The organism is Serratia sp. CY27727 (assembly GCF_052169275.1).
Lineage (GTDB): Bacteria > Pseudomonadota > Gammaproteobacteria > Enterobacterales > Enterobacteriaceae > Serratia > Serratia sarumanii.
Genome location: NZ_JBJNLB010000016.1, coordinates 40482 through 61295 on the forward strand (window position 1 = coordinate 40482; position 20814 = coordinate 61295).

The following is a 20814-nucleotide window of genomic DNA, read 5'->3' on the forward strand; positions in this document are numbered from 1 at the left end:
GTATTTTTTGTTAACGCAATCTATACACTCCTCCTCTGCCGACGGGTAGCAGGCAACCCCGCCGCGCGATGGGAATTACGTCTCACCAAGGAGGAATTCATGTTCAGACTCACACTGGCAACCCGCCTGGCGCTTTCCATATCCTTGCTCACCGGCTGGACGGCCACCGCCGGCGCGGCGGACAACGCGCAGCTGACGCAGCGCGAAGATCCTTACTTCCTTCAGGCGCAAGCTCAGCTGCAACAGCGGCTGAAACAGACGCCAAACACCAACCGCGCCAAAAACGTCATTCTGGTGGTCGGCGACGGCATGGGGTTTTCCACCGTGACCGCCGCCCGCATTTTTGAAGGGCAGCAGCGCGGCGTGGACGGCGAATCCAACGTGCTGGCCTGGGAGGCCTTCCCCTATCTGGCTGCGGCCAAAACCTACTCCGCCGACGCCCAAATCACCGACTCCGCGCCCAGCGCGGTGGCGATGACCACCGGCGTCAAAACCATCAACGATCTGATGGGCCTCAACCATACGGCCACCCTCAACAATTGCGAGGATCAGCAAACCAACACCGTCACCACGCTGTGGGAGATGGCCGCAACGCTCGGCATGGCCACCGGCGCCGTGACGACCGCCACCATCACCCACGCCACGCCGGGCGCGACCTATGCCCATATCGCCAACCGCGATTGGGAATCCGACGCCAAAATGCCGGCAGCGGCTCTGGCCGCAGGCTGCCGCGATATCGCACGCCAGCTGGTGGAAATGAAGTACGGCAACGGCCTTAACGTGGCGATGGGCGGCGGGCGCACCAACTTCCTGCCCGATAGCGTGAGCGATCCGGAATACCCCGGCAAGAAAGGTGCCAGAAAGGATGGCCGCGATCTGACGCAGGCCTGGCTGCAACGCTATGGCGAGCGCGGGCAATACGTCTGGAATCAGGCGCAGTTCGACAAAATCGAACCGGGTAAGGTCGATCATCTGCTGGCCCTGTTCGAGCCGTCGCACATGAACTTCGAGCACGATCGGCGGCAAGACGCGGCGGGAGAACCCTCGCTGGCGGAAATGACCGGTAAGGCCATCGATATTCTGGCCAGGAATCCCGAAGGCTACCTGCTGTTGGTGGAGGGCGGACGCATCGATCACGGTAGCCACAACGGTAACGCCTACCGTACGCTGAGCGACGCGGTCGCCCTGAACGAGGCGGTGAAAACCATCGTCGACAAGGTCAACCTGGACGAAACCCTGGTGATCGTGACCGGCGATCACAGCCACACATTGACCATCGCCGGCTATGCCAAGCGGGGTAATCCTATCCTCGGCATTTCCGTCGGCGTCGACGGCAAACCGCGGCTGGGCAGCGACGGCAAGCCTTACACCACCGTCGGCTTCGCCAATGGCCCCGGCGGCACGATCCCGCTGACCGAACGCCCGACATTGACCATGGAACAGGCCACCGCGCCCGACTTTATTCAGCCGGCGCTGGTGCCGCTGAAAAGCGAGACCCACGGCGGGGAAGATCTCGGCATCTACGCCATCGGCCCTTGGGCCCATCTGTTCCAGGGTACGGTGGAAGAGAACTACACCTTCCACGTGATGAATTACGCCAGCCGCATCGGCGAACGCCTGTCAGAACGATAGCCACAAAAAAGCCGCGTTACGCGGCTTTTTTTATCGTTGAAAGCGACCGGCTATCAGCTGGCCTTTTTCTCGTGCGCCTGGCGGTAGGCCACCAGATCCTCGATGGTCAGCACCACCATGTCGTGCTGTTTGGCGAAGGCGATCACTTCCGGCGCGTGCGCCATGCTGCCATCGTCGTTGGTCAGTTCACACAGCACGCCGGCAGGTTTGAAACCGGCCATGGAAACCAGATCGATGGTCGCTTCGGTGTGGCCGCGACGGCTCAGCACGCCGCCCGGCTGCGCGCGCAGCGGGAACACGTGGCCCGGACGGTTCAGGTCGCTCGGCTTGGCGCTGTCTGCCACCGCCGCACGGATGGTGGTCAGGCGATCGGAAGCGGAAACCCCGGTGGTCACGCCCTGCGCCGCTTCGATGGTCACGGTGAAGGCGGTCTGGAATTGGCTGGAGTTGTTGGTCACCATCATCGGCAGCTCAAGCTGCTGACGGCGTTCTTCGGTGATGCACAGGCACACGATACCGCTGCCGTGGCGAATGGTCAGCGCCATCTGCTCAACGGTCATCGTTTCCGCGGCGAAGATCATGTCACCTTCGTTTTCACGGTTTTCATCATCGAGCACCATTACGCCGCGCCCGTTGCGCAGTGCGTCAATCGCGCGTTCAACGCGTTCTGTCGGCGTGCCGAAGTCTGAAAGTAGCGTCTGATTCATGGTAAAAAACCTCATTAAAAATTATGGATTACCAGAACCAGGGCGATCTTGAGGAGTAGCTAGAAATAGCTAAAAAAATAACGCAAGCGGGCGCAAGCCCGGCAGATACCGTTACTCTCTCCCATCCGGACTATAACCGTCGGCCCCGGAATTGCACCGGATCTGCTGACCTCTAACCGGCCTTTACAGGCTGGCTGAGCGCTCGCGGGCTTTCACCGTAGAAGGTGATTTACCGCCGGTGGGGACTTTCACCCCGCCCTGAGAATAAGCAGGATGACTATAACGCTAATGGGTAGACAGGGCAATTGGCAAAAGCACAATTCGGCCACGCGCGGCGAATGCGCTTAATGGTGTTTATCCGGCGGGCAACTCGCATTACACTAAGCGGCAGCAATTAAACTCTGAAAGGGATACGCCATGATTGACCCGAAAAAAATCGAACAAATCGCACGCCAGGTTCATGAGTCCATGCCTAAAGGCGTTCGTGAATTCGGGGAAGACGTTGAGAAAAAAATCCGTCAGGTGCTGCAGTCGCAGCTGACCCGCCTGGATTTGGTTAACCGCGAAGAGTTCGACGTGCAGACTCAGGTGCTGTTGCGCACCCGCGAGAAGCTGGCGCTGTTGGAACAGCGCCTGGCCGAGCTGGAAAGCAAGCTGAGCGCGGCGCCGGCAGCCAAGCAGGAAGACGAATAAATTCCCGCCAAGGGCGCGCACCTAAACCGCGCGCCCCTGTTCTTTCGGTCGCCCGGCGTTAGCCGCGCCCGTCTTTGATCGCTTTGATGATGTTGGTGGTCGACAGCCCGTCTTCAAAGTTCAACACTTTGACATCGCCGCCGTTGGCCCACACTTCCGCACTGCCGGCAATCTCTTCCGGTTTGTAATCGCCGCCTTTCACCAGCAGATCCGGCAGAATGTCGGCGATCAAGCGCTGCGGCGTGTCCTCTTCGAACGGCACCACCCAATCCACCGCTTCCAGCGCGCCCAGCACGATCATGCGATTCTCCAGCGCGTTGACCGGGCGTTTTTCCCCTTTCAGGCGTTTGGTCGAGGCGTCGCTGTTCACCGCCACGATCAGGCGGTCGCCCAGCTTGCGGGCGTTGGCCAGATAGGAGACGTGGCCGGCGTGCAGAATGTCGAAAATGCCGTTGGTCATCACCACTTTCTCGCCGCGCTGACGCGCCTGAGCAACAGCGGTTTTCAACTGCGCTTCGGTCATCACGCCAAAGCCGGTTTCGGCCCGGCCGCGCACCGCGTTTTCCAGCTCGATTGGCGACACGGTAGAGGTACCGAGCTTACCCACCACCACGCCGGCGGCGGCGTTGGCCAGGAAGCAGGACTCTTCCAGCGAATTGCCGGCGGCCAGCGAAGCGGCCAAGACGCCGATCACGGTGTCGCCGGCGCCGGTCACATCGAACACTTCCTGCGCCTGGGTCGGCAGGTGCAGCGGTTCAATGCCAGGCTGCAGCAGCGTCATGCCGTGTTCGGAACGGGTGACCAACAGCGCCGACAGCTCGAAATCCGCCACCAGCTTCATGCCGCGCGCCACCAGTTCCGCCTCATCCTTGCAGTGGCCCACCACCGCTTCGAACTCGGACAGGTTCGGCGTCAGCAGCGTCGCGCCGCGATAGCGTTCGAAGTCAGAGCCTTTAGGATCGATCAGCACCGGAACCTTGGCGGCGCGCGCCAGTTGGATCATGCCCTGCACCTGGCTGAGCGCGCCCTTGGCGTAATCGGACAGCACCAGCGCGCCGATCTGCGGCAGCGCCTGCTGAATGCGCTCCAGCATCGGCTGCGGATCGACGTTGGAGAAGCCTTCTTCGAAGTCGAGACGGATCAGTTGCTGGTTGCGCGACAGCACGCGCAGCTTGGTGATGGTCGGATGGGTCGGCACCGAGACGAAGTCGCAGCGCACGTTGACTTCATTCAGCTTGGCGCTCAGCGCCCGCGCCGCATCGTCGATGCCGGTCAGGCCCACCAGGCGGGAATTGGCACCCAGCGAAGCGATGTTCATCGCCACGTTAGCCGCGCCGCCGGGACGCTCTTCGATGGTGTCGACCTTGACCACCGGCACCGGGGCTTCCGGTGAAATGCGGCTGGTCGGCCCATACCAATAGCGATCCAACATGACGTCACCGACCACCAGCACACCGGCGCGGCGAAAATCAGGCAGCGTAACTTTCATCCGATAACTCCAAAAAAGAACAAAATTTTAGTGGCGCAGATATTACCACAGACCGCCGGAATACCCGCAAAAAGGTATTAATCCAGCCATTTGGTCCAGCTGGCGCGCACCTGCTCGCGCTCAGCGGTGAACAGCTCGCTGCCGACCTTGCCGGAATGCTCCTGCAGCGCCAGATGGTGGATCTCGTCGCGCATGGTGACATAGGCCTGGGTCAGCGCGCGCGCCTCCTCTTCCGGCATGATGTCGTAATTGGCCATCAGCTCGAAGATGCGCACGTTGTCTGACCAACGCGTCAGCCGCGGTTCACCCGGCGCATAGCGTAAGACCAGATATTGGGCGATAAATTCGATGTCGGTAATGCCGCCCTCATCGGTTTTGATATCAAACAGATCGCGCTGCTTGTTGCCGAGATGGTTGCGCATCTTTTCGCGCATCTCGCGCACTTCGCGCTTCAGGGTCTCCGCATCACGCGTTTTGCACAGGATTTCGCGCCGAATCGCGTCGAACTGCTGGTGCAGCGCCGGGTCGCCGTGCACGATGCGCGCGCGCACCAGAGCCTGATGCTCCCAGGTCCAGGCTTCGTTTTGCTGGTAATCGGCGAACGCCTCGACGGTGCTGACCAGCATCCCCGCGGCGCCGGAAGGCCGCAGACGCGCGTCCACCTCATACAGAATGCCGGAGGAAGTGCGGGTGCTGAACAGATGCATCACCCGCTGCGCCAGCCGCAGGTAGAACTGGCGGCCGTCGATGCAGCGATCGCCGTCGGTCATCACCTCCGGCGGGCAATCCAGCAGGAACACCAGATCGAGATCGGAACTGTAACCCAGCTCCCAGCCGCCCAGCTTGCCGTAGCCGATCACCGCAAAGCCGCGCCCTTCGCGCTCCTGCAGATGGGTCGGCTGGCCGTAGCGCGCCACCATGTCGCTCCAGGCCTGTTGCACCACCGCGTCGATGATCGCCTCCGCCAGATAAGTCAGGTGGTCGCTCACTTTCATCACCGGCAGCGCGCCGGCGATATCCGCTGCGGCGATGCGCAGCTGCTGCGCCTGTTTGAACTGGCGCAGCGCCTCCAGCTTTTGCTCTTCGTCGTCTTCCGGCACCCGCAGCAGGTACTGGCGCAGCTCGCTGCGGTAGGCGTCCAGCGCCACCGGCTGATACAGCGTGGCCGGATCCAGCAGTTCGTCCAGCAACAGCGGGTAGCGCGACAGCTGGTTGGCAACCATCGGCGAAGCGGCGCACAGGCGGATCAGATGGCTGAGCGCCGCGTGATACTCAACCAGCAGTTCGAGGTAAGTGGTGCGGGTGACGATGCTGAGCAGCAGCTGCGCCAGCCGCACCAGCGCGGTGGGCGCGTCCTGACGCGGGCACACCTCCGCCAGCAGGCGCGGCATCAGCTGATCGAGCACGTCGCGGCCGCGCGGGCCGATGGTGCGCTTGTCGACGTCATGGCGGAAATCGGCGATGGTGCGCAGCATCTGTCGGCGCCCCTCTTCGTCCAGGTGCGGCGTCAGCGGCGCCAGCTCGTTTTCCTCCAGTGCGTCCTGCCACAGGCTGTGATAGTGCTGGTAATCGGGATCTTCGCCGACATCTGGACTATCGTCGCCGATCAGATCGTCGAACACCGCCCGCACCGCCTGCATGTGCACCTCCAGCGTCGCCATCAGCGCCGGCCAATCCGCCAGCCCCATGCCGCAGGCCAGCCGCGCCTGGTCGAGCGCATCCTGCGGCAGCGTCTGGGTTTGCTGATCGCCGATCGCCTGCAGCAGATTCTCCAGCCGCCGCAGGAACAGGTAGGCGGCGCTCAGCGCCCGCACCTGCTCGGCCTCCAGCAGCCCCAGCTCACCCACCGCCTGCAGCGTCGGCAGCAGCGAACGCCCCTGCAGCGCCGGCTCACGGCCGCCGCGGATCAGCTGAAATACCTGGGTGATGAATTCGATTTCGCGAATGCCGCCGGCGCCCAGTTTGATGTTGTCCTTCAGGCCGCGCCGCCGCACTTCACGGGCGATCATGCCCTTCATGTTGCGCAAAGACTGGATGACGCTGAAATCGATATAGCGACGGAACACGAACGGCCGCAGCGTTTTGCGCAGCTCCTGGCTGTAGGCGTCTTCCGCGCCGCCCATCAGGCGCGCCTTCACCATCGCATAGCGCTCCCAGTCGCGCCCCTGCTCCTGATAGTAGTCTTCCAGCGCCGCGAAGCTCATCACCAATGGGCCGCTGTCGCCGAACGGCCGCAGCCGCATGTCGACGCGATAGACGAAGCCGTCGATGGTCTGCTGATCCAGCGCCTTGATCAGCCGCTGGCCCAGGCGGGTGAAGAACTGGGCATTGTCCAGCTCGCGCCGCCCGCCCTGGGTCTGGCCGTTTTCCGGGTAGGCGAAGATCAGATCGATATCCGACGAGAAATTCAGCTCGCCGCCGCCCAGCTTGCCCATGCCGAGGATCAGCAGCGGCTGCGGTTCACCGGCGGCGTTGCACGGCGTGCCCCACTCGCGGCAACAGGTTTGGTACAGCCAGTCGCGCGCGCTGACGATCAGCGTCTCCGCCAGCCCGCTCAGCTGCAGCAGCGTTTCTTCGGTCGAACACAGCCCCTGCGCCTGCGCCCAGGCAATGCGCACCAGCGTTTCACGGCGAAACAGACGCAGCGTGCGCATCAGCTGCGCCTCATCGCGCACCTCTTCCAGCTCGTCCTGCAGCCAGGCGGCATAGTGTTGCCACTCGCCGGGCGCCGGCGGCTGTTCGCGCAGCGTCGCCAGCCAGGCCGGCTGGGCGAGCAGTGCGTCGCTGACGAAGTCGCTCGACGCCAGCACCCACTGCTCCTGCTCGCTAAAGGCGCTGTCCGCGCCGTGAACTTCCTGAAAACGCTGCACAACCTGCTGTGCCTGAGCCTGTAACGCGGCTGAAAGTGGCGACATAGTGTATGACCCGTTCTGCGGCCCACGGCTGGCGGGCCGGCTTGATTAACGAAGCGCGCCGTTTAACCAGAATGGCGCATGCGATAAGGCCTGTTTGCGGCTGGCTTCATACCAGCCCTGACGGCGCTCGCTCAGCGCCGCCTGCAGTTCGCGCCAGGCCTCGATATAAGGGCCGGTCTGCTCGTCGGGGTAGGCGCCCGACAGCAGGACCAGCGCCGAAATCTGACGCGTCAGGCGCGGCAATTGTTCCTGATATTCATCTTCGTTCAGCGTACGGCTGAAGGCTTCTTTCAGCTCCGCGCCGCTGCGCCCCAGCATGATGTCGCTGAAGCGTTTGAAAGAACCGTCCAGCTTGGCCTGCCCTTTGGCGTCAATAAACGGCCGCCAGGCGCCGCTCACCAGCCATAATGTGAGCGCTAACTTACATTGCAGGTAGGCCGCGCTGTAGCACAGGCTCTCTGGTTGCGCGGCTTTGTCCGCCAACAGCGGTTCGAGTTCGGTCAGGCGGGCGCGCAGATCGGCGCTGGCCTTGCGCGGCACCAGGCCACCGAAGATCACCAACGCCTGGCGGATCGTGCCGACCGCCTCAATCACCGAAGCGCGCGCCTGCGCGTCGCCGCGCAGCCACAGCTCTTCATGGTACTGCCAGTGGCTGAGCGCCAGCTCGAAGGCGGCGATCATCCCCTGTTCGACGGTCGCCTTCGCCGCCGGCTTCAGCACCCGCAGCGGGCGCACCTCACGCGGCGGATTGCCCTGCGCCAGGTGGTAACCGCGCGCCGCCTTGCTCAGGCTGCCCTGACGCAGGCCGTCGTGCGCCGCCAGCTCACCGGCCAACGCCAGCAGATCGGTGGTATTGCCTTTCAGCAGCTCCAGCTCGATCTCGCTCAAGGCTTCGCTGAGATCACCGGCGCGCACCTCGCCCTGATCCAGGCCAATCTCTATCTCGCTTTGGCCGTAAGTAACCACCCACTTCTCACGCACGAAATCGGTACGGAACAGCGGTTGCAACGCCAGCTGCAGCGCTGCGATATCGCAATCCTGCGGCCAAATGTCGGCAGGAAACTGCGCCAACGCCAGCTGCGGCTCGGCGATAGCGACATTGTATTCCGGGCGCTGGTGCAGGCCGCCCACCACTTTACCGGCGGTTTTGATGGTCATCTCATAGCGATCGTCGAAACCGCGAATGCGCAGCCCCATGTCGTGACGGCGCAGGAAGTTGTCGGCCGTTTCGAAGTAAATGTTGGTCAGTTTTTGCGGCGCGGAATGCTGATGCGGCCAGGCGGCGAGCCAGTGTGGCAGAGCGGCCACCGCTTGCGGCGCAGCGATGAATTTCAGTTCAATTTCAACGGTCATAATTCTTTAACACCAATAAGTTATGCATTCACGTCGGTTTCAGCGCGGCGCGTTCGGCCCGCCGTATGCTGCCCACTGACGCACAGTTGCCGTTATCTTACCGCGATTCCCGGCGCCTTAACCCTGCTAACTGTAGAAAAAACCTGTTACGTTATAAAACACTGCGCAACTCACAGAATCAGCCACAGTAAGATAGTTCTCATTCCGGTTTTGGCGTTGCGTCGTCAGACTGAACCCTCTACTATCGTTCCATAAATTCACCCAGAAACGATGAACTAATGCAGAAATTACGCCTGATTTGCCTTGCCGCGCTGAGCTTCAGCATCACTTGGGCCGCACATGCCGAAGATAAACGCTATATCTCCGATGAGTTAAGCACTTACGTCCATAGCGGCCCAGGTAATCAGTACCGTATTGTCGGCACTCTCAACGCCGGTGAAGAAGTGACCCTGCTGAGCGTCAACGACAGCACCAACTACGGCCAGATCCGCGATCCGAAAGGCCGCACCACCTGGATCCCGCTCGACCAGCTCAGCCAGACGCCAAGCCTGCGCACCCGCGTGCCCGAGCTGGAACAGCAGGTGAAAACCCTGACCGACAAGCTGGCCAACATCGACAACACCTGGAACCAGCGTACCTCGGAAATGCAGGAAAAAGTCGCGGGCAGCGACAGCACCATCAGCAGCCTGCAGAAGGAAAACCAGGATCTGAAAAACCAGCTGGTGGTCGCGCAGAAGAAGGTCAACGCCGTTAACCTGCAGCTCGACGACAAGCAGCGCACCATTATCCTGCAGTGGTTCATGTACGGCGGCGGCGTCGCCGGCGTCGGTTTGCTGCTGGGCCTGCTGTTGCCGCACCTGATCCCGCGCCGCAAGAACAACAACCGCTGGATGAACTGATCTCAGTATCGTTCAGTTTGAGTATGGGCGCCTGCGGGCGCCCTTTTCATTGGCGCCGACATCCCGCGGCCAATTCATGTAATCTGATAGACAGAGCCTTACACGATATTCAGGAGTCAACAGTGCAGATTTATCTGGTCGGCGGCGCCGTTCGCGACAGCCTGCTCAATATTCCGGTGGTCGATCATGATTGGGTGGTGGTGGGCGCCACGCCGGCAGAGCTGCTGGCGTTGGGCTACCAGCAGGTCGGTAAAGATTTTCCGGTGTTCCTCAATCCCGACTCCCACGAGGAGTACGCGCTGGCGCGCACCGAGCGCAAATCCGGCCAGGGGTACACCGGTTTTACCTGCTATGCCGCGCCGGACGTGACGCTGGAAGAAGATCTGCTGCGGCGCGATCTGACCATCAACGCCATCGCCCGCTCCGCCGAAGGAGAGCTGATTGATCCTTACGGCGGCGTGGCCGATCTGCAGGCGCGCGTGCTGCGCCACGTTTCCGACGCGTTCGGCGAAGATCCGCTGCGCGTATTGCGCGTGGCGCGATTCAATGCCCGCTTCGCCCATCTGGGTTTTCGCATCGCCGACGAAACGCTCGCCCTGATGCGCCAGATGGCGCACAGCGGTGAACTGGCCGCGCTGACCGCCGAACGCGTCTGGAAGGAAACCGAAAAGGCGCTGCAAAGCCAGAGCCCGCAGGTCTATTTTCAGGTGCTGCGCGATTGCGGTGCGCTGGCGGTGCTGTTCCCGGAAATCGACGCGCTGTTCGGCGTGCCGGCTCCCGCCAAGTGGCACCCGGAGATCGACACCGGCGTACACACGCTGATGGCGTTGGCGATTGCCGCCCGCCTCACGCCGGAGGTGGACGTGCGCTTCGCCACCCTGTGCCACGATCTCGGCAAAGGGTTGACGCCGAAAGAGTTCTGGCCGCATCACCACGGCCACGGCCCGGCGGGCGTGCGGCTGGTCGAAGCGCTGTGCCAGCGGCTGCGGGTGCCCAACCCGGTACGGGATTTGAGCAAGCTGGTGGCCGAGTACCATGATTTGATCCACACCGTGAACAAGCTGCGTCCGGAGACCCTGTTGAAGCTGTTCGACGCCATCGACGTCTGGCGCAAACCGCAACGGCTGGAGCAGATGATCCTGACCAGCGAAGCGGATGCGCGCGGCCGCACCGGCTTTGAGGAGAATCCTTATCCGCAGGGCGAATATCTGCGCCAGGCGTATCAGGTGGCGAACGCGGTATCTATTAAAGAAGTGGTAGCCAGCGGGCTGCAGGGCACCGCGATCCGCGACGAGCTCAAACGCCGTCGCCAGCAGGCGCTGGCCGACTGGAAGCTCAATCAAACCATCCTCAACGATCAGGCATAAAAAAACCCCGCAGAGCGGGGTTTTTTCCTGGCATCGGGCTTACAGGAACACCATGTAAACCACGGCCGCCACGATAAAGCGGTAGATGGCGAACGGCACGAACGAGATGCGTTTGATCAGCGACAGGAAGGTCTTGATCGCAATCAGCGCCACCACGAAGGCAGTAACGAAACCGACGGCGAACATCGGCAGGTCGCCCCAGGTCAGGAAGTGCAGGCTCTTGTACAGATCCAGGCCGCTGGCGCCTATCATCATCGGCACCGCCAGGATGAATGAAAATTCGGACGCCGCATAGCGGTTTACGCCCACCAGCATGCCACCGGCGATGGTCGCTCCCGAACGGGAGAAGCCCGGCCACAGCGCCAGGCACTGGAAGCAACCGATCAAAAACGCCTGCCGGTAGGTGATGTCATCCAGCCCTTCCGCACGCGGCTTCTTCGGCTTCAGCCATTCCGCCGTCAACAGCAGCAGGCCGCCGACCACCAACGCGTACATCACGTTTTTCGGCGCGAACAGCGATTTAATGACATCGTGGAATATCAACCCCAGCACCACCGCCGGGATCATCCCCAACAGGATGTGCCCCAGCTTCAGCCGGCCGTGGGTTTTGCCCTCGTGCTCCACCGGCTTGCCGCCGAAATGGATGCCGATCAGGCCGAACAACCGGCGCCAGAACATCACTACCACCGCCAGGATCGACCCCAGTTGGATGATGACTTCAAAGGTCTTGGCTTTGTCGCCGGTAAAGCCCAGCCACTCGCCAACGATGATCATATGCCCGGTGGAAGACACCGGCAGAAATTCGGTTAATCCCTCAACAACCCCAAGAACAAACGCAATAAACAGTGAATGCATGTCCGTCATGTGCTTCGCTCACCCCATAAATTTGCGACTAACATAAACATAAAAAAGCGGCAGTGCTTAAAGACAATGCCGCTAAAACAATTCTCAGGATTAAGACCAGCTTAACGGTCTTTCGTTGCAAGCAGATGACATAAAATCATGCGGGACGAGTGCCGCGCTCAATGATCACGCCGACCCGATTGGCATGTGCTACAGCGCCCGGTTTGCTGACCTTAATACGGACCCACGGGGAATTGAAGCGCTGAAGCAAAATTTCGGATATTTCCTCCGCCACGCGTTCCACCAGCGCGAACCGGTTCGATTCAACGTGCCGGATCACGGCGTCGCTGACGTCGGCATAGCTCAGACAGTCAGTTACGTCGTCGCTGGCGGCGGCCGGCCGGTTATCCCAGCCCATTTCGATATCGAACACCAGCTTCTGACGAATGCCCTGTTCCCACTCATAAACGCCAATGGTGGTAATTACGGTAAGCTCTTCAATAAATACGATATCCATCACGTCATTCTCTGTTTTTGGCCTTGCCGGATACCACTTCCAGCGGAATGTGCGTATTATCCATGGATGTTGCGAGTAAAACGACCATTATTAAACGGAACCGCGTTATGAGTGCTACCGCGCTTGGCATGATTATCTTCGCGTATCTGTGCGGCTCGATTTCCAGTGCGATCCTGGTTTGCCGGATCGCCAGGCTGCCGGATCCGCGTGAACATGGCTCAGGAAACCCCGGGGCGACCAACGTCCTGCGCATCGGCGGCCGGCTGGCGGCAGCGGCGGTGCTGGTGTTCGATATTCTGAAAGGGATGCTGCCGGTCTGGCTGGCCTACAAACTCGATGTGCCGCCGCTGTACCTCGGCCTGACGGCGATCGCCGCCTGCCTGGGGCACATCTATCCGGTGTTCTTCCACTTCCGTGGCGGTAAAGGCGTGGCGACGGCATTTGGCGCCATCGCGCCTATCGGCTGGGATCTGACCGGCCTGATGACCGGTACCTGGCTGTTGACGGTGCTGCTCAGCGGTTACTCTTCGCTCGGCGCCATCGTCAGCGCGCTGATCGCCCCGTTCTACGTCTGGTGGTTCAAACCGCAGTTCACCTTCCCGGTGGCGATGCTCTCCTGCCTGATCCTGATGCGGCATCACGACAATATTCAGCGCCTGTGGCGCGGTCAGGAAGGCAAGATCTGGGGCAAGCTGCGCAAGAAGAAAAACGACGCGGATAACGGCGACCAGCCGAAAGACGAATAGCAGAAGGGCCGGATAATCCGGCCCTTTGTTTTATACCGCAGGCAATTCCGCCAGCGGCCAGCGCGGCCGCACCGAAACGCTCAGCTCCGGGTTGGCGCCGCTCTTCAGGCGCACCATGCCGGCATAGGCGATCATCGCGCCGTTGTCGGTGCAAAATTCCGGGCGGGCATAGAACACTTCCCCACCGCGTTTATGCATCATCTCCGCCAGTTTGGCGCGCAGCGTGCGGTTGGCGCTTACGCCGCCGGCCATCACCAGGCGCTTGAAGCCGGTCTGCTCCAGCGCGCGTTTGCATTTGATCGCCAGCGTATCCACCACCGCATCCTCGAAGGCGCGGGCGATGTCGGCACGCGTCTGATCGTCGTTGCCGTTGGAGCGGATGGTGTTGGCGGCGAAGGTTTTCAGCCCGGAGAAACTGAAGTCCAGCCCCGGGCGATCGGTCATCGGCCGCGGGAAGGTGAAGCGCCCCGCCGTGCCCTGCTGCGCCATCTTCGACAGCATCGGCCCGCCGGGATAATCCAGGCCGAGCAGCTTGGCGGTCTTGTCGAACGCTTCGCCGGCCGCGTCGTCGATCGACTCGCCCAGCAGCTCATACTCACCGATGCCGGTGACGCTGATCAGCTGGGTGTGGCCGCCGGAGACCAGCAGCGCGACGAACGGGAATGCCGGCGGATTGTCTTCCAGCATCGGTGCCAGCAGGTGGCCTTCCATATGGTGCACCGGCACCGCCGGCACGTTCCAGGCGAACGCCAGCGCGCGCCCGACGGTCGCGCCGACCAGCAGCGCCCCCACCAGACCCGGCCCGGCGGTGTAGGCCACGCCGTCGATGTCGGCCGGGGTCAGGTTGGCCTCTTTCAGCGCCGCCTGAATCAGCGGCACGGTTTTGCGCACGTGATCGCGGGAGGCCAGTTCCGGCACCACGCCGCCGTAGTCGGCGTGCAGCTTCACCTGGCTGTATAATTGGTTGGCCAACAAACCGGTTTGATCGTCATACACTGCAATTCCGGTTTCATCGCAGGACGTTTCTATACCCAGTACTCGCATTACATTTCCCATCATTCACGTGCGGCCGCCAGTCTACCACATTCCGCCGCATTTACCGCCGGCGCGGCGCATCTTGTCACCGGCTCGCACCTATGTCGATGATTCGTCCAGAAAATGCCCATGCGATTAAACACGAGCATTTTTTTCTGATTAGTCTATAATCAGCGCCCGGTGCAAAATTGCGCACGTTGCGGCAGAGCGACGCGGGTTTCAATTTGCTGTGGTGCTTTACAAAGCAGCATCCATTGGAGTAAAATTCCGCACCATTTTGAAAAGGCTGGCGCTTGGCCAGCAACAAACCGAATTTTATTGAGGTGAGAGGCACATGCCGGTAATTAAAGTACGTGAAAACGAGCCATTTGACGTTGCTCTGCGTCGTTTCAAACGCTCTTGCGAAAAAGCGGGTGTTTTAGCTGAAGTTCGTCGTCGTGAGTTTTATGAAAAACCAACTACCGAACGTAAACGCGCTAAAGCTTCTGCTGTGAAACGTCACGCGAAGAAACTGGCTCGCGAAAACGCACGCCGCACTCGTCTGTATTAATTCTTCGGGGGCAACCCCACCGCGTGAATTTCTGATTTTCAAAATCGCGCAGACCGAGTAGTTGCATACGAAGGCCGTGCTTTCCGAAAGGAATGCGCGGCTTGTTCTCGTTTATAGGCTAATGAAGTAAGGGCTTATGGCTGGACGAATTCCGCGCGTATTTATCAATGACTTGCTGGCTCGCACCGACATCGTCGATCTGATCGACGCCCGCGTGAAGCTCAAGAAGCAAGGCAAGAACTACCACGCGTGCTGTCCGTTCCACCACGAAAAGACGCCTTCATTTACCGTTAATGGCGAAAAGCAGTTTTATCACTGTTTTGGGTGTGGTGCGCACGGCAACGCCGTCGACTTTTTGATGAATTACGACCGGCTTGAGTTTGTCGAAACCATCGAAGAGCTGGCGACCATGCACGGGCTGGAAGTGCCTTACGAAGCGGGCACCGGGCCAACCCAGATCGAACGCCATCAGCGCCAGAGCCTGTACCAACTGATGGAGCAGCTCAGCGCGTTCTATCAACAGTCACTGCAGCAGTCCTCCGGGGCACCGGCGCGCAGCTATTTGCAGCAGCGCGGATTAAGTGACGACGTTATTCGCCATTTCGCCATCGGCTTCGCGCCGGCGGGATGGGACAACGCCCTGAAGCGTTTCGGCCGCGACGCCGACTCGCGCCGCGCATTGAACGATGCCGGCATGCTGGTGACTAACGATCAGGGGCGTTCGTACGACCGTTTCCGCGAACGGGTGATGTTCCCCATCCGCGACAAACGCGGGCGCGTGATCGCCTTCGGCGGCCGCGTATTGGGCGATGGCATGCCGAAGTACCTGAACTCGCCGGAAACCGAAGTTTTCCATAAGGGCCGCCAGCTTTACGGCCTGTATGAAGCACAGCAGAACCACCCTACCCTGCAGCGGCTGCTGGTGGTGGAAGGGTATATGGACGTGGTGGCGTTGGCGCAATTCGGCATCGATTATGCCGTCGCCTCGCTCGGAACCTCGACGACGGCTGAACACATTCAGCTGCTGTTCCGCGCCACCGACAACGTCGTCTGCTGTTACGACGGCGACCGCGCCGGCCGCGAAGCGGCATGGCGGGCGTTGGAAACCGCGTTGCCGTACCTGAACGACGGGCGCCAGCTGCGGTTCATGTTTTTGCCTGACGGCGAAGACCCGGACACCCTGGTGCGCAAGGAAGGTAAAGAAGCCTTCGAACAGCGAATGGAGCAGGCGCAGCCGCTGTCCACTTTCCTGTTCGAAAGCCTGCTGCCGCAGGTGGATCTGAGCAGCCCGGACGGGCGCGCCAAGCTGAGCACGCTGGCGCTGCCGCTGATTACTCAGGTGCCGGGCGAAACGTTGCGCTTGTACCTGCGCCAGGAGCTCGGCAACAAGCTGGGGCTGCTGGACGACAGCCAGCTCGACAAGCTGATGCCCAAGCAGGCGGAAAATGCGAATCCTTATCAGGCGCCCCAGCTAAAACGCACAACCATGCGTATACTGATAGGGTTACTGGTGCAAAATCCGCAGTTGGCTACACTTATCCCTTCGCTTGAAGGGCTGGAGCAGACCAAACAGGCGGGATTGCCGCTGTTCGTCGAACTGGTGCAGACCTGTTTGGCGCAGCCGGGCCTGACGACCGGGCAATTGCTGGAGCTGTATCGCGACAACAAATTCAGCCAGCAGCTTGAAACCTTGGCGACCTGGAACCATATGATCGTTGAGGATATGGTCGAGCAGACCTTTTTGGATACGTTGGCCAGCCTGTACGACTCGGTGCTCGAGCAACGGCTGGAAACGCTGATCGCCCAGGCCAGAACGCGCGGCCTGAGCCCGGAGGAACGTGAAGAAGTCCGTTCCCTCAACCAGGTTTTAGCGAAGAAAAACTGAATACCAAACGGCTTAAGTGCCGATAATTGCGAGGGCAGAGCCCTGCACAGTGCCGCCATAGTGGGCCGCGGCGATAACGAAAACGCCCCAAATGCTATTGTTGGCGGTTTCGCCGACCGACACCAACCTAAATACTCTGAAGTGTGGATACCGTCTTATGGAGCAAAACCCGCAGTCACAGCTGAAGCTACTTGTCACCCGTGGTAAGGAGCAAGGCTATCTGACCTATGCTGAGGTCAATGACCATCTGCCGGAAGATATCGTCGACTCCGATCAGATCGAAGACATCATCCAGATGATTAACGACATGGGCATCCAGGTGATGGAAGAAGCACCGGACGCCGATGACCTGCTGCTCGCCGAAAACTCGAACAGCACGGACGAAGATGCGGAAGAAGCCGCTGCACAGGTTCTGTCCAGCGTGGAATCCGAAATCGGCCGCACCACCGACCCGGTGCGCATGTACATGCGCGAAATGGGTACCGTCGAACTGCTGACGCGCGAAGGCGAAATCGACATCGCCAAGCGCATCGAAGACGGCATCAACCAGGTGCAGTGCTCGGTTGCCGAATACCCGGAAGCCATTACCTACCTGCTTGAACAGTACGATCGCGTCGAAGCGGGCGAAGCGCGCCTGTCCGACCTGATCACCGGCTTCGTCGATCCTAACGCGGAAGAGGACATCGCCCCAACCGCCACCCACATCGGTTCCGAACTGTCGAGCGAAGAGCAAGACGACGACGAAGAAGATGAGGATGCCGAAGAGGACGACACCGAAGACGACAACAGCATCGATCCTGAGCTGGCGCGTCAGAAGTTCGCCGAGCTGCGCGATCAGTATGAAGCGACGCGCTTGGTGATCAAGAAGAACGGCCGCAGCCACGCCAGCGCCGCGGACGAGATCCTGAAGCTGTCCGAAGTGTTCAAGCAGTTCCGCCTGGTGCCGAAACAGTTCGACTTCCTGGTCAACAGCATGCGCACCATGATGGATCGCGTTCGCACCCAGGAACGCATCATCATGAAGCTGTGCGTTGAACAGTGCAAAATGCCGAAGAAAAACTTCGTCACCCTGTTCGCCGGCAACGAAACCAGCGATTCCTGGTTCGAAGCCGCGCTGGCGATGGCCAAGCCATGGTCGGAAAAGCTGAAAGACGTAGCCGAAGACGTGCAGCGCAGCCTGCAGAAACTGCGTCAGATCGAAGAAGAAACCGGCCTGACCATTGAGCAGGTCAAAGACATCAACCGTCGCATGTCGATCGGTGAAGCGAAAGCCCGCCGCGCGAAGAAAGAGATGGTTGAGGCCAACCTGCGTCTGGTTATTTCCATCGCCAAGAAATACACCAACCGCGGCCTGCAGTTCCTAGATCTGATCCAGGAAGGCAACATCGGCCTGATGAAAGCGGTAGACAAGTTCGAATACCGCCGCGGCTACAAGTTCTCGACGTACGCCACCTGGTGGATCCGTCAGGCTATCACCCGCTCCATCGCCGACCAGGCGCGCACCATCCGTATTCCGGTGCATATGATTGAGACCATCAACAAGCTCAACCGTATTTCGCGCCAGATGCTGCAAGAGATGGGCCGCGAGCCGACGCCGGAAGAGCTGGCCGAGCGCATGCTGATGCCGGAAGACAAGATCCGCAAGGTGCTGAAGATCGCCAAAGAGCCAATCTCGATGGAGACGCCGATCGGCGACGACGAAGATTCGCATCTGGGCGACTTCATCGAGGATACCACCCTCGAGCTGCCGCTGGATTCCGCGACCTCGGAAAGCCTGCGTTCCGCCACCCACGACGTGCTGGCCGGCCTGACCGCGCGCGAAGCGAAAGTTCTGCGCATGCGTTTCGGTATCGACATGAACACCGACCACACGCTGGAAGAGGTAGGCAAGCAGTTTGACGTTACCCGTGAGCGTATCCGTCAGATCGAAGCCAAGGCGCTGCGCAAGCTGCGTCACCCAAGCCGCTCCGAAGTGCTGCGCAGCTTCCTGGACGACTAAGTCCGGCTGCCGCAGCAAAAACAAAAACCCCGGCCTGCCGGGGTTTTTTTATGCCCTGAATACGCCTCGCCGCATCATTGCAGCGCCAGGAACAGCTCGCGATAGCTGGCGGTGAGCTGCTCCAGGGTGGCGCGGTTCAATCCGCTGGGGTTGGGCAATACCCACACCTCGGTTTCCCCCAACGTCAGCGTCTGCTTGCCCCAGGGCGCGTTTTTCACCCCGAAGGCGGTGGTGAACGCCTGCTTGCCCAAAATCGCCAGCGCGCGCGGCTGGTAGCGCAGGATCTTCTCTTGCAGCGCCTCACCGCCGCTACGCAGCTCGTCGCGCGACAGCTCGCTGGCCGCCACCGTCGGGCGCGCCACCAGCGCGGTAATGCCGCAGCCGTTGTCCTTCAGCTGCTGCCACTGCTCCGGCGCCAGCTGGCTCTCGGTAAAGCCGGCCTGATGGATCACCTTCCAGAAGCGATTGCTGCCGTTGGCGAAAGGATAGCCCTGATGGGCGGAAGAAAGACCGGGGTTGATGCCGCAAAACACCACCCGCAGATTGGGCGCCAGAAGTTCCATGAGTGTCGTGAGTCCATTGCAGGGATTTACTGCGGTTATCGCAAAATCCGCCAGCAATTACAACAGGCTAGAACTGTGCAGAAAAGCAACATACGGGCGAGTAACAGTAGACCGCCGCTTAAGGATTCCCTATAATCTCGCGGCTTGGCCCCTTAGCTCAGTGGTTAGAGCAGGCGACTCATAATCGCTTGGTCGTTGGTTCAAACCCAACAGGGGCCACCAAATTTTTGCTGTTTTCACAGCCTTACAAGCCATCCTGTCCGGGGTGGCTTTTTTGTTTCCCGCCAGCGTGCCACACTTCTCTCTCGGCATTCTCGTTTATTCCGACCCATAAGGATCCCGCATGATCGTCATCTGCGACCACGACAACCTCGACGCCTGGCTGGCGCTGCGCACCGCGCTGTGGCCGTCCGGCTCGCCTGAAGAGCACCGCGCGGAAATGCGCGAGATATTGGCTTCGCCGCACCATACCGCGTTTATGGCGCGGGGGCTGGACGGCGCTTTCGTTGCCTTTGCCGAGGTCGCGCTGCGCTACGATTACGTCAACGGCTGCGAATCGTCGCCGGTGGCGTTTTTGGAAGGGATTTATACCGCCGAACGCGCCCGCCGCCAGGGCTGGGCCGCGCGCCTGATCGCGCAGGTGCAGGAGTGGGCGAAGCAACAGGGGTGCAGCGAGCTGGCGTCGGATACCGATATCGCCAATCTGGACTCCCAGCGCCTGCATGCGGCGCTGGGCTTTGCCGAAACGGAGCGAGTAGTGTTTTACCGCAAAACGCTGGGCTGATCAGGCAGTTTTGCTTTGCCGCTGATGCGCCAGCTGCTCGGCGCGCAGCAGGATCTCCTGCAAATCGTCCTCGTCGATATCGAACAGATCCCCCTCCATCAGCGCCTCGTGCAGATCGCCGCGGGTGATGGACACGGCATCGATCGGCAGATTGGCCGGCTTGGCCTCCGCCGGCGCCAGCGCGTGCGGGTAGCGTCGCCCGGCCAGGTTATTGAACAGAATGGCCAGCGCCGCCAGCAGCACCGAGTTCAGCAGCACCGGGTACAGCACGAAGTGGTAGCCCATCTGATGAATGCCGGGGCCGCCGAGGATAGCGGTGAGCGCCACCGCGCCACCCGGCGGATGCAGGCAGCGCAGCTTGAACATCAGGCCGATGGCCACCGCCGCCGCTATGCCGCAGGCCAGCCCCGGATCGGGGATCAGCAGGCCGGCGCTGACGCCCACCGTCGCCGCCAGCGCATTGCCGCCGACGATCGACCAGGGCTGCGCCAGCGGGCTGTTGGGCACGCCGAACAGCAACACCGCCGAGGCGCCCATCGGCGCGATAAACCACAGGTTCACCTCGCCCAAAATAAAGTGGCTGATCCAGCCGGCGAGCATCAGCCCCAAACCGGCGCCGACGCTGGAAATCAGCATCTCTCGCTTGCCCACCGCCAGCGGGTGCGGCCACAGGCGCGCACATCCCACTTTCACTCGCTCTATCCACTGCGTCTTCATGTTACCCAATACGGCTCAATTCACGTGTTGGCAACAAATATATCACATCATCCGGAAGGAACTCACGGCGCTGCAGGCCGCGGCATCAAACAACTTTTGGCCTAACAGATTGATTTTTAG

At 60.8% G+C, this 20814-nt stretch carries 18 protein-coding genes, 1 tRNA gene and 1 riboswitch; of the genes, 10 read left to right on the top strand and 9 right to left on the bottom strand.

Annotated features, from left to right (window positions below):
* Positions 1–99: 99 nt before the first annotated feature.
* The gene (locus ACJ8HB_RS23600) at positions 100–1632 is read left to right on the top strand and encodes an alkaline phosphatase (RefSeq protein ID WP_094860191.1); all 1533 of its coding nucleotides are present in this window, start codon (positions 100–102) and stop codon (positions 1630–1632) included.
* A gap of 53 nt (positions 1633–1685) precedes the next feature.
* On the opposite strand, the gene ribB is transcribed toward ACJ8HB_RS23600, so the two are convergent.
* A complete protein-coding gene (ribB, locus tag ACJ8HB_RS23605) occupies positions 1686–2339 on the bottom strand; it encodes a 3,4-dihydroxy-2-butanone-4-phosphate synthase (protein ID WP_033636071.1) in 654 nt (217 codons plus the stop codon).
* 109 nt (positions 2340–2448) lie between these two features.
* A riboswitch (FMN riboswitch) is annotated at positions 2449–2609 on the bottom strand.
* Positions 2610–2756: 147 nt separating this feature from the next.
* Between ribB and ubiK the strand changes: the two genes are divergently transcribed.
* Positions 2757–3032, top strand: a complete 276-nt coding sequence (ubiK, locus tag ACJ8HB_RS23610; RefSeq protein ID WP_033654817.1) for a ubiquinone biosynthesis accessory factor UbiK — start codon at positions 2757–2759, stop codon at positions 3030–3032.
* A gap of 58 nt (positions 3033–3090) precedes the next feature.
* Here the strand turns inward: ubiK and hldE are convergent, their stop codons facing one another.
* The 3 genes from hldE to ACJ8HB_RS23625 all read right to left on the bottom strand — a co-directional run bounded on the left by hldE (position 3091) and on the right by ACJ8HB_RS23625 (position 8789).
* Positions 3091–4521: a bifunctional D-glycero-beta-D-manno-heptose-7-phosphate kinase/D-glycero-beta-D-manno-heptose 1-phosphate adenylyltransferase HldE gene (gene hldE, locus ACJ8HB_RS23615; protein WP_094860190.1), complete on the bottom strand. Its 1431-nt coding sequence runs from the start codon at positions 4519–4521 to the stop codon at positions 3091–3093.
* A gap of 77 nt (positions 4522–4598) precedes the next feature.
* The gene (gene glnE / locus ACJ8HB_RS23620; protein ID WP_094860189.1) at positions 4599–7436 is read right to left on the bottom strand and encodes a bifunctional [glutamate--ammonia ligase]-adenylyl-L-tyrosine phosphorylase/[glutamate--ammonia-ligase] adenylyltransferase; all 2838 of its coding nucleotides are present in this window, start codon (positions 7434–7436) and stop codon (positions 4599–4601) included.
* 45 nt (positions 7437–7481) lie between these two features.
* On the bottom strand, positions 7482–8789 hold the full coding sequence (locus ACJ8HB_RS23625) for a CYTH domain-containing protein (protein ID WP_047570462.1): 1308 nt from the start codon (positions 8787–8789) through the stop codon (positions 7482–7484).
* Between the two features lie 278 nt (positions 8790–9067).
* On the opposite strand from ACJ8HB_RS23625, the gene ACJ8HB_RS23630 reads away from it, so the two are divergent.
* A complete protein-coding gene (locus ACJ8HB_RS23630) occupies positions 9068–9688 on the top strand; it encodes a TIGR04211 family SH3 domain-containing protein (protein ID WP_019453078.1) in 621 nt (206 codons plus the stop codon).
* Between the two features lie 122 nt (positions 9689–9810).
* Complete coding sequence (locus tag ACJ8HB_RS23635) at positions 9811–11055, top strand: multifunctional CCA addition/repair protein (protein ID WP_047570459.1); 1245 nt, start codon at positions 9811–9813, stop codon at positions 11053–11055.
* 39 nt (positions 11056–11094) lie between these two features.
* On the opposite strand, the gene bacA is transcribed toward ACJ8HB_RS23635, so the two are convergent.
* A complete protein-coding gene (gene bacA, locus ACJ8HB_RS23640) occupies positions 11095–11919 on the bottom strand; it encodes an undecaprenyl-diphosphate phosphatase (protein ID WP_033649055.1) in 825 nt (274 codons plus the stop codon).
* Positions 11920–12055: 136 nt separating this feature from the next.
* Positions 12056–12415, bottom strand: a complete 360-nt coding sequence (folB, locus tag ACJ8HB_RS23645; RefSeq protein WP_033636077.1) for a bifunctional dihydroneopterin aldolase/7,8-dihydroneopterin epimerase — start codon at positions 12413–12415, stop codon at positions 12056–12058.
* Positions 12416–12522: 107 nt separating this feature from the next.
* On the opposite strand from folB, the gene plsY reads away from it, so the two are divergent.
* The gene (gene plsY, locus ACJ8HB_RS23650; protein ID WP_033636078.1) at positions 12523–13161 is read left to right on the top strand and encodes a glycerol-3-phosphate 1-O-acyltransferase PlsY; all 639 of its coding nucleotides are present in this window, start codon (positions 12523–12525) and stop codon (positions 13159–13161) included.
* Between the two features lie 30 nt (positions 13162–13191).
* On the opposite strand, the gene tsaD is transcribed toward plsY, so the two are convergent.
* Complete coding sequence (gene tsaD, locus ACJ8HB_RS23655; protein WP_033654813.1) at positions 13192–14205, bottom strand: tRNA (adenosine(37)-N6)-threonylcarbamoyltransferase complex transferase subunit TsaD; 1014 nt, start codon at positions 14203–14205, stop codon at positions 13192–13194.
* A 325-nt stretch (positions 14206–14530) separates the two neighbouring features.
* On the opposite strand from tsaD, the gene rpsU reads away from it, so the two are divergent.
* From rpsU to rpoD, 3 genes are all read left to right on the top strand, one after another.
* A complete protein-coding gene (rpsU, locus tag ACJ8HB_RS23660) occupies positions 14531–14746 on the top strand; it encodes a 30S ribosomal protein S21 (RefSeq protein WP_001144069.1) in 216 nt (71 codons plus the stop codon).
* Between the two features lie 136 nt (positions 14747–14882).
* Complete coding sequence (gene dnaG, locus ACJ8HB_RS23665; protein ID WP_025304325.1) at positions 14883–16631, top strand: DNA primase; 1749 nt, start codon at positions 14883–14885, stop codon at positions 16629–16631.
* A 157-nt stretch (positions 16632–16788) separates the two neighbouring features.
* Positions 16789–18630: an RNA polymerase sigma factor RpoD gene (gene rpoD, locus ACJ8HB_RS23670; protein WP_033636080.1), complete on the top strand. Its 1842-nt coding sequence runs from the start codon at positions 16789–16791 to the stop codon at positions 18628–18630.
* 74 nt (positions 18631–18704) lie between these two features.
* Here the strand turns inward: rpoD and mug are convergent, their stop codons facing one another.
* Positions 18705–19193 carry a G/U mismatch-specific DNA glycosylase gene (gene mug / locus ACJ8HB_RS23675; RefSeq protein ID WP_033649053.1) on the bottom strand — a complete coding sequence of 163 codons (489 nt, stop codon included), beginning with the start codon at positions 19191–19193 and terminating at the stop codon, positions 18705–18707.
* 146 nt (positions 19194–19339) lie between these two features.
* Between mug and ACJ8HB_RS23680 the strand changes: the two genes are divergently transcribed.
* Positions 19340–19415: transfer RNA gene (locus ACJ8HB_RS23680), tRNA-Ile, on the top strand.
* A 121-nt stretch (positions 19416–19536) separates the two neighbouring features.
* Positions 19537–19977 (top strand): aminoglycoside 6'-N-acetyltransferase, encoded by a 441-nt coding sequence (gene aac(6'), locus ACJ8HB_RS23685; RefSeq protein WP_047570454.1) that lies wholly within the window; start codon positions 19537–19539, stop codon positions 19975–19977.
* Here aac(6') and ACJ8HB_RS23690 read toward each other — a convergent pair whose 3' ends face one another.
* Complete coding sequence (locus ACJ8HB_RS23690; protein WP_033654786.1) at positions 19978–20694, bottom strand: HPP family protein; 717 nt, start codon at positions 20692–20694, stop codon at positions 19978–19980.
* Between the last annotated feature and the right edge of the window lie 120 nt (positions 20695–20814).

What these genes read in the sequence shown, in the direction of transcription:
- ACJ8HB_RS23600 (WP_094860191.1), top strand. Translation starts at nt 100, where the DNA reads ATGTTCAGACTCACACTGGCAACCCGCCTGGCGCTTTCCATATCCTTG.
- ribB (WP_033636071.1), bottom strand. Translation starts at nt 2,339, where the DNA reads ATGAATCAGACGCTACTTTCAGACTTCGGCACGCCGACAGAACGCGTT.
- ubiK (WP_033654817.1), top strand. Translation starts at nt 2,757, where the DNA reads ATGATTGACCCGAAAAAAATCGAACAAATCGCACGCCAGGTTCATGAG.
- hldE (WP_094860190.1), bottom strand. Translation starts at nt 4,521, where the DNA reads ATGAAAGTTACGCTGCCTGATTTTCGCCGCGCCGGTGTGCTGGTGGTC.
- glnE (WP_094860189.1), bottom strand. Translation starts at nt 7,436, where the DNA reads ATGTCGCCACTTTCAGCCGCGTTACAGGCTCAGGCACAGCAGGTTGTG.
- ACJ8HB_RS23625 (WP_047570462.1), bottom strand. Translation starts at nt 8,789, where the DNA reads ATGACCGTTGAAATTGAACTGAAATTCATCGCTGCGCCGCAAGCGGTG.
- ACJ8HB_RS23630 (WP_019453078.1), top strand. Translation starts at nt 9,068, where the DNA reads ATGCAGAAATTACGCCTGATTTGCCTTGCCGCGCTGAGCTTCAGCATC.
- bacA (WP_033649055.1), bottom strand. Translation starts at nt 11,919, where the DNA reads ATGACGGACATGCATTCACTGTTTATTGCGTTTGTTCTTGGGGTTGTT.
- folB (WP_033636077.1), bottom strand. Translation starts at nt 12,415, where the DNA reads ATGGATATCGTATTTATTGAAGAGCTTACCGTAATTACCACCATTGGC.
- plsY (WP_033636078.1), top strand. Translation starts at nt 12,523, where the DNA reads ATGAGTGCTACCGCGCTTGGCATGATTATCTTCGCGTATCTGTGCGGC.
- tsaD (WP_033654813.1), bottom strand. Translation starts at nt 14,205, where the DNA reads ATGCGAGTACTGGGTATAGAAACGTCCTGCGATGAAACCGGAATTGCA.
- rpsU (WP_001144069.1), top strand. Translation starts at nt 14,531, where the DNA reads ATGCCGGTAATTAAAGTACGTGAAAACGAGCCATTTGACGTTGCTCTG.
- dnaG (WP_025304325.1), top strand. Translation starts at nt 14,883, where the DNA reads ATGGCTGGACGAATTCCGCGCGTATTTATCAATGACTTGCTGGCTCGC.
- rpoD (WP_033636080.1), top strand. Translation starts at nt 16,789, where the DNA reads ATGGAGCAAAACCCGCAGTCACAGCTGAAGCTACTTGTCACCCGTGGT.
- mug (WP_033649053.1), bottom strand. Translation starts at nt 19,193, where the DNA reads ATGGAACTTCTGGCGCCCAATCTGCGGGTGGTGTTTTGCGGCATCAAC.
- ACJ8HB_RS23690 (WP_033654786.1), bottom strand. Translation starts at nt 20,694, where the DNA reads ATGAAGACGCAGTGGATAGAGCGAGTGAAAGTGGGATGTGCGCGCCTG.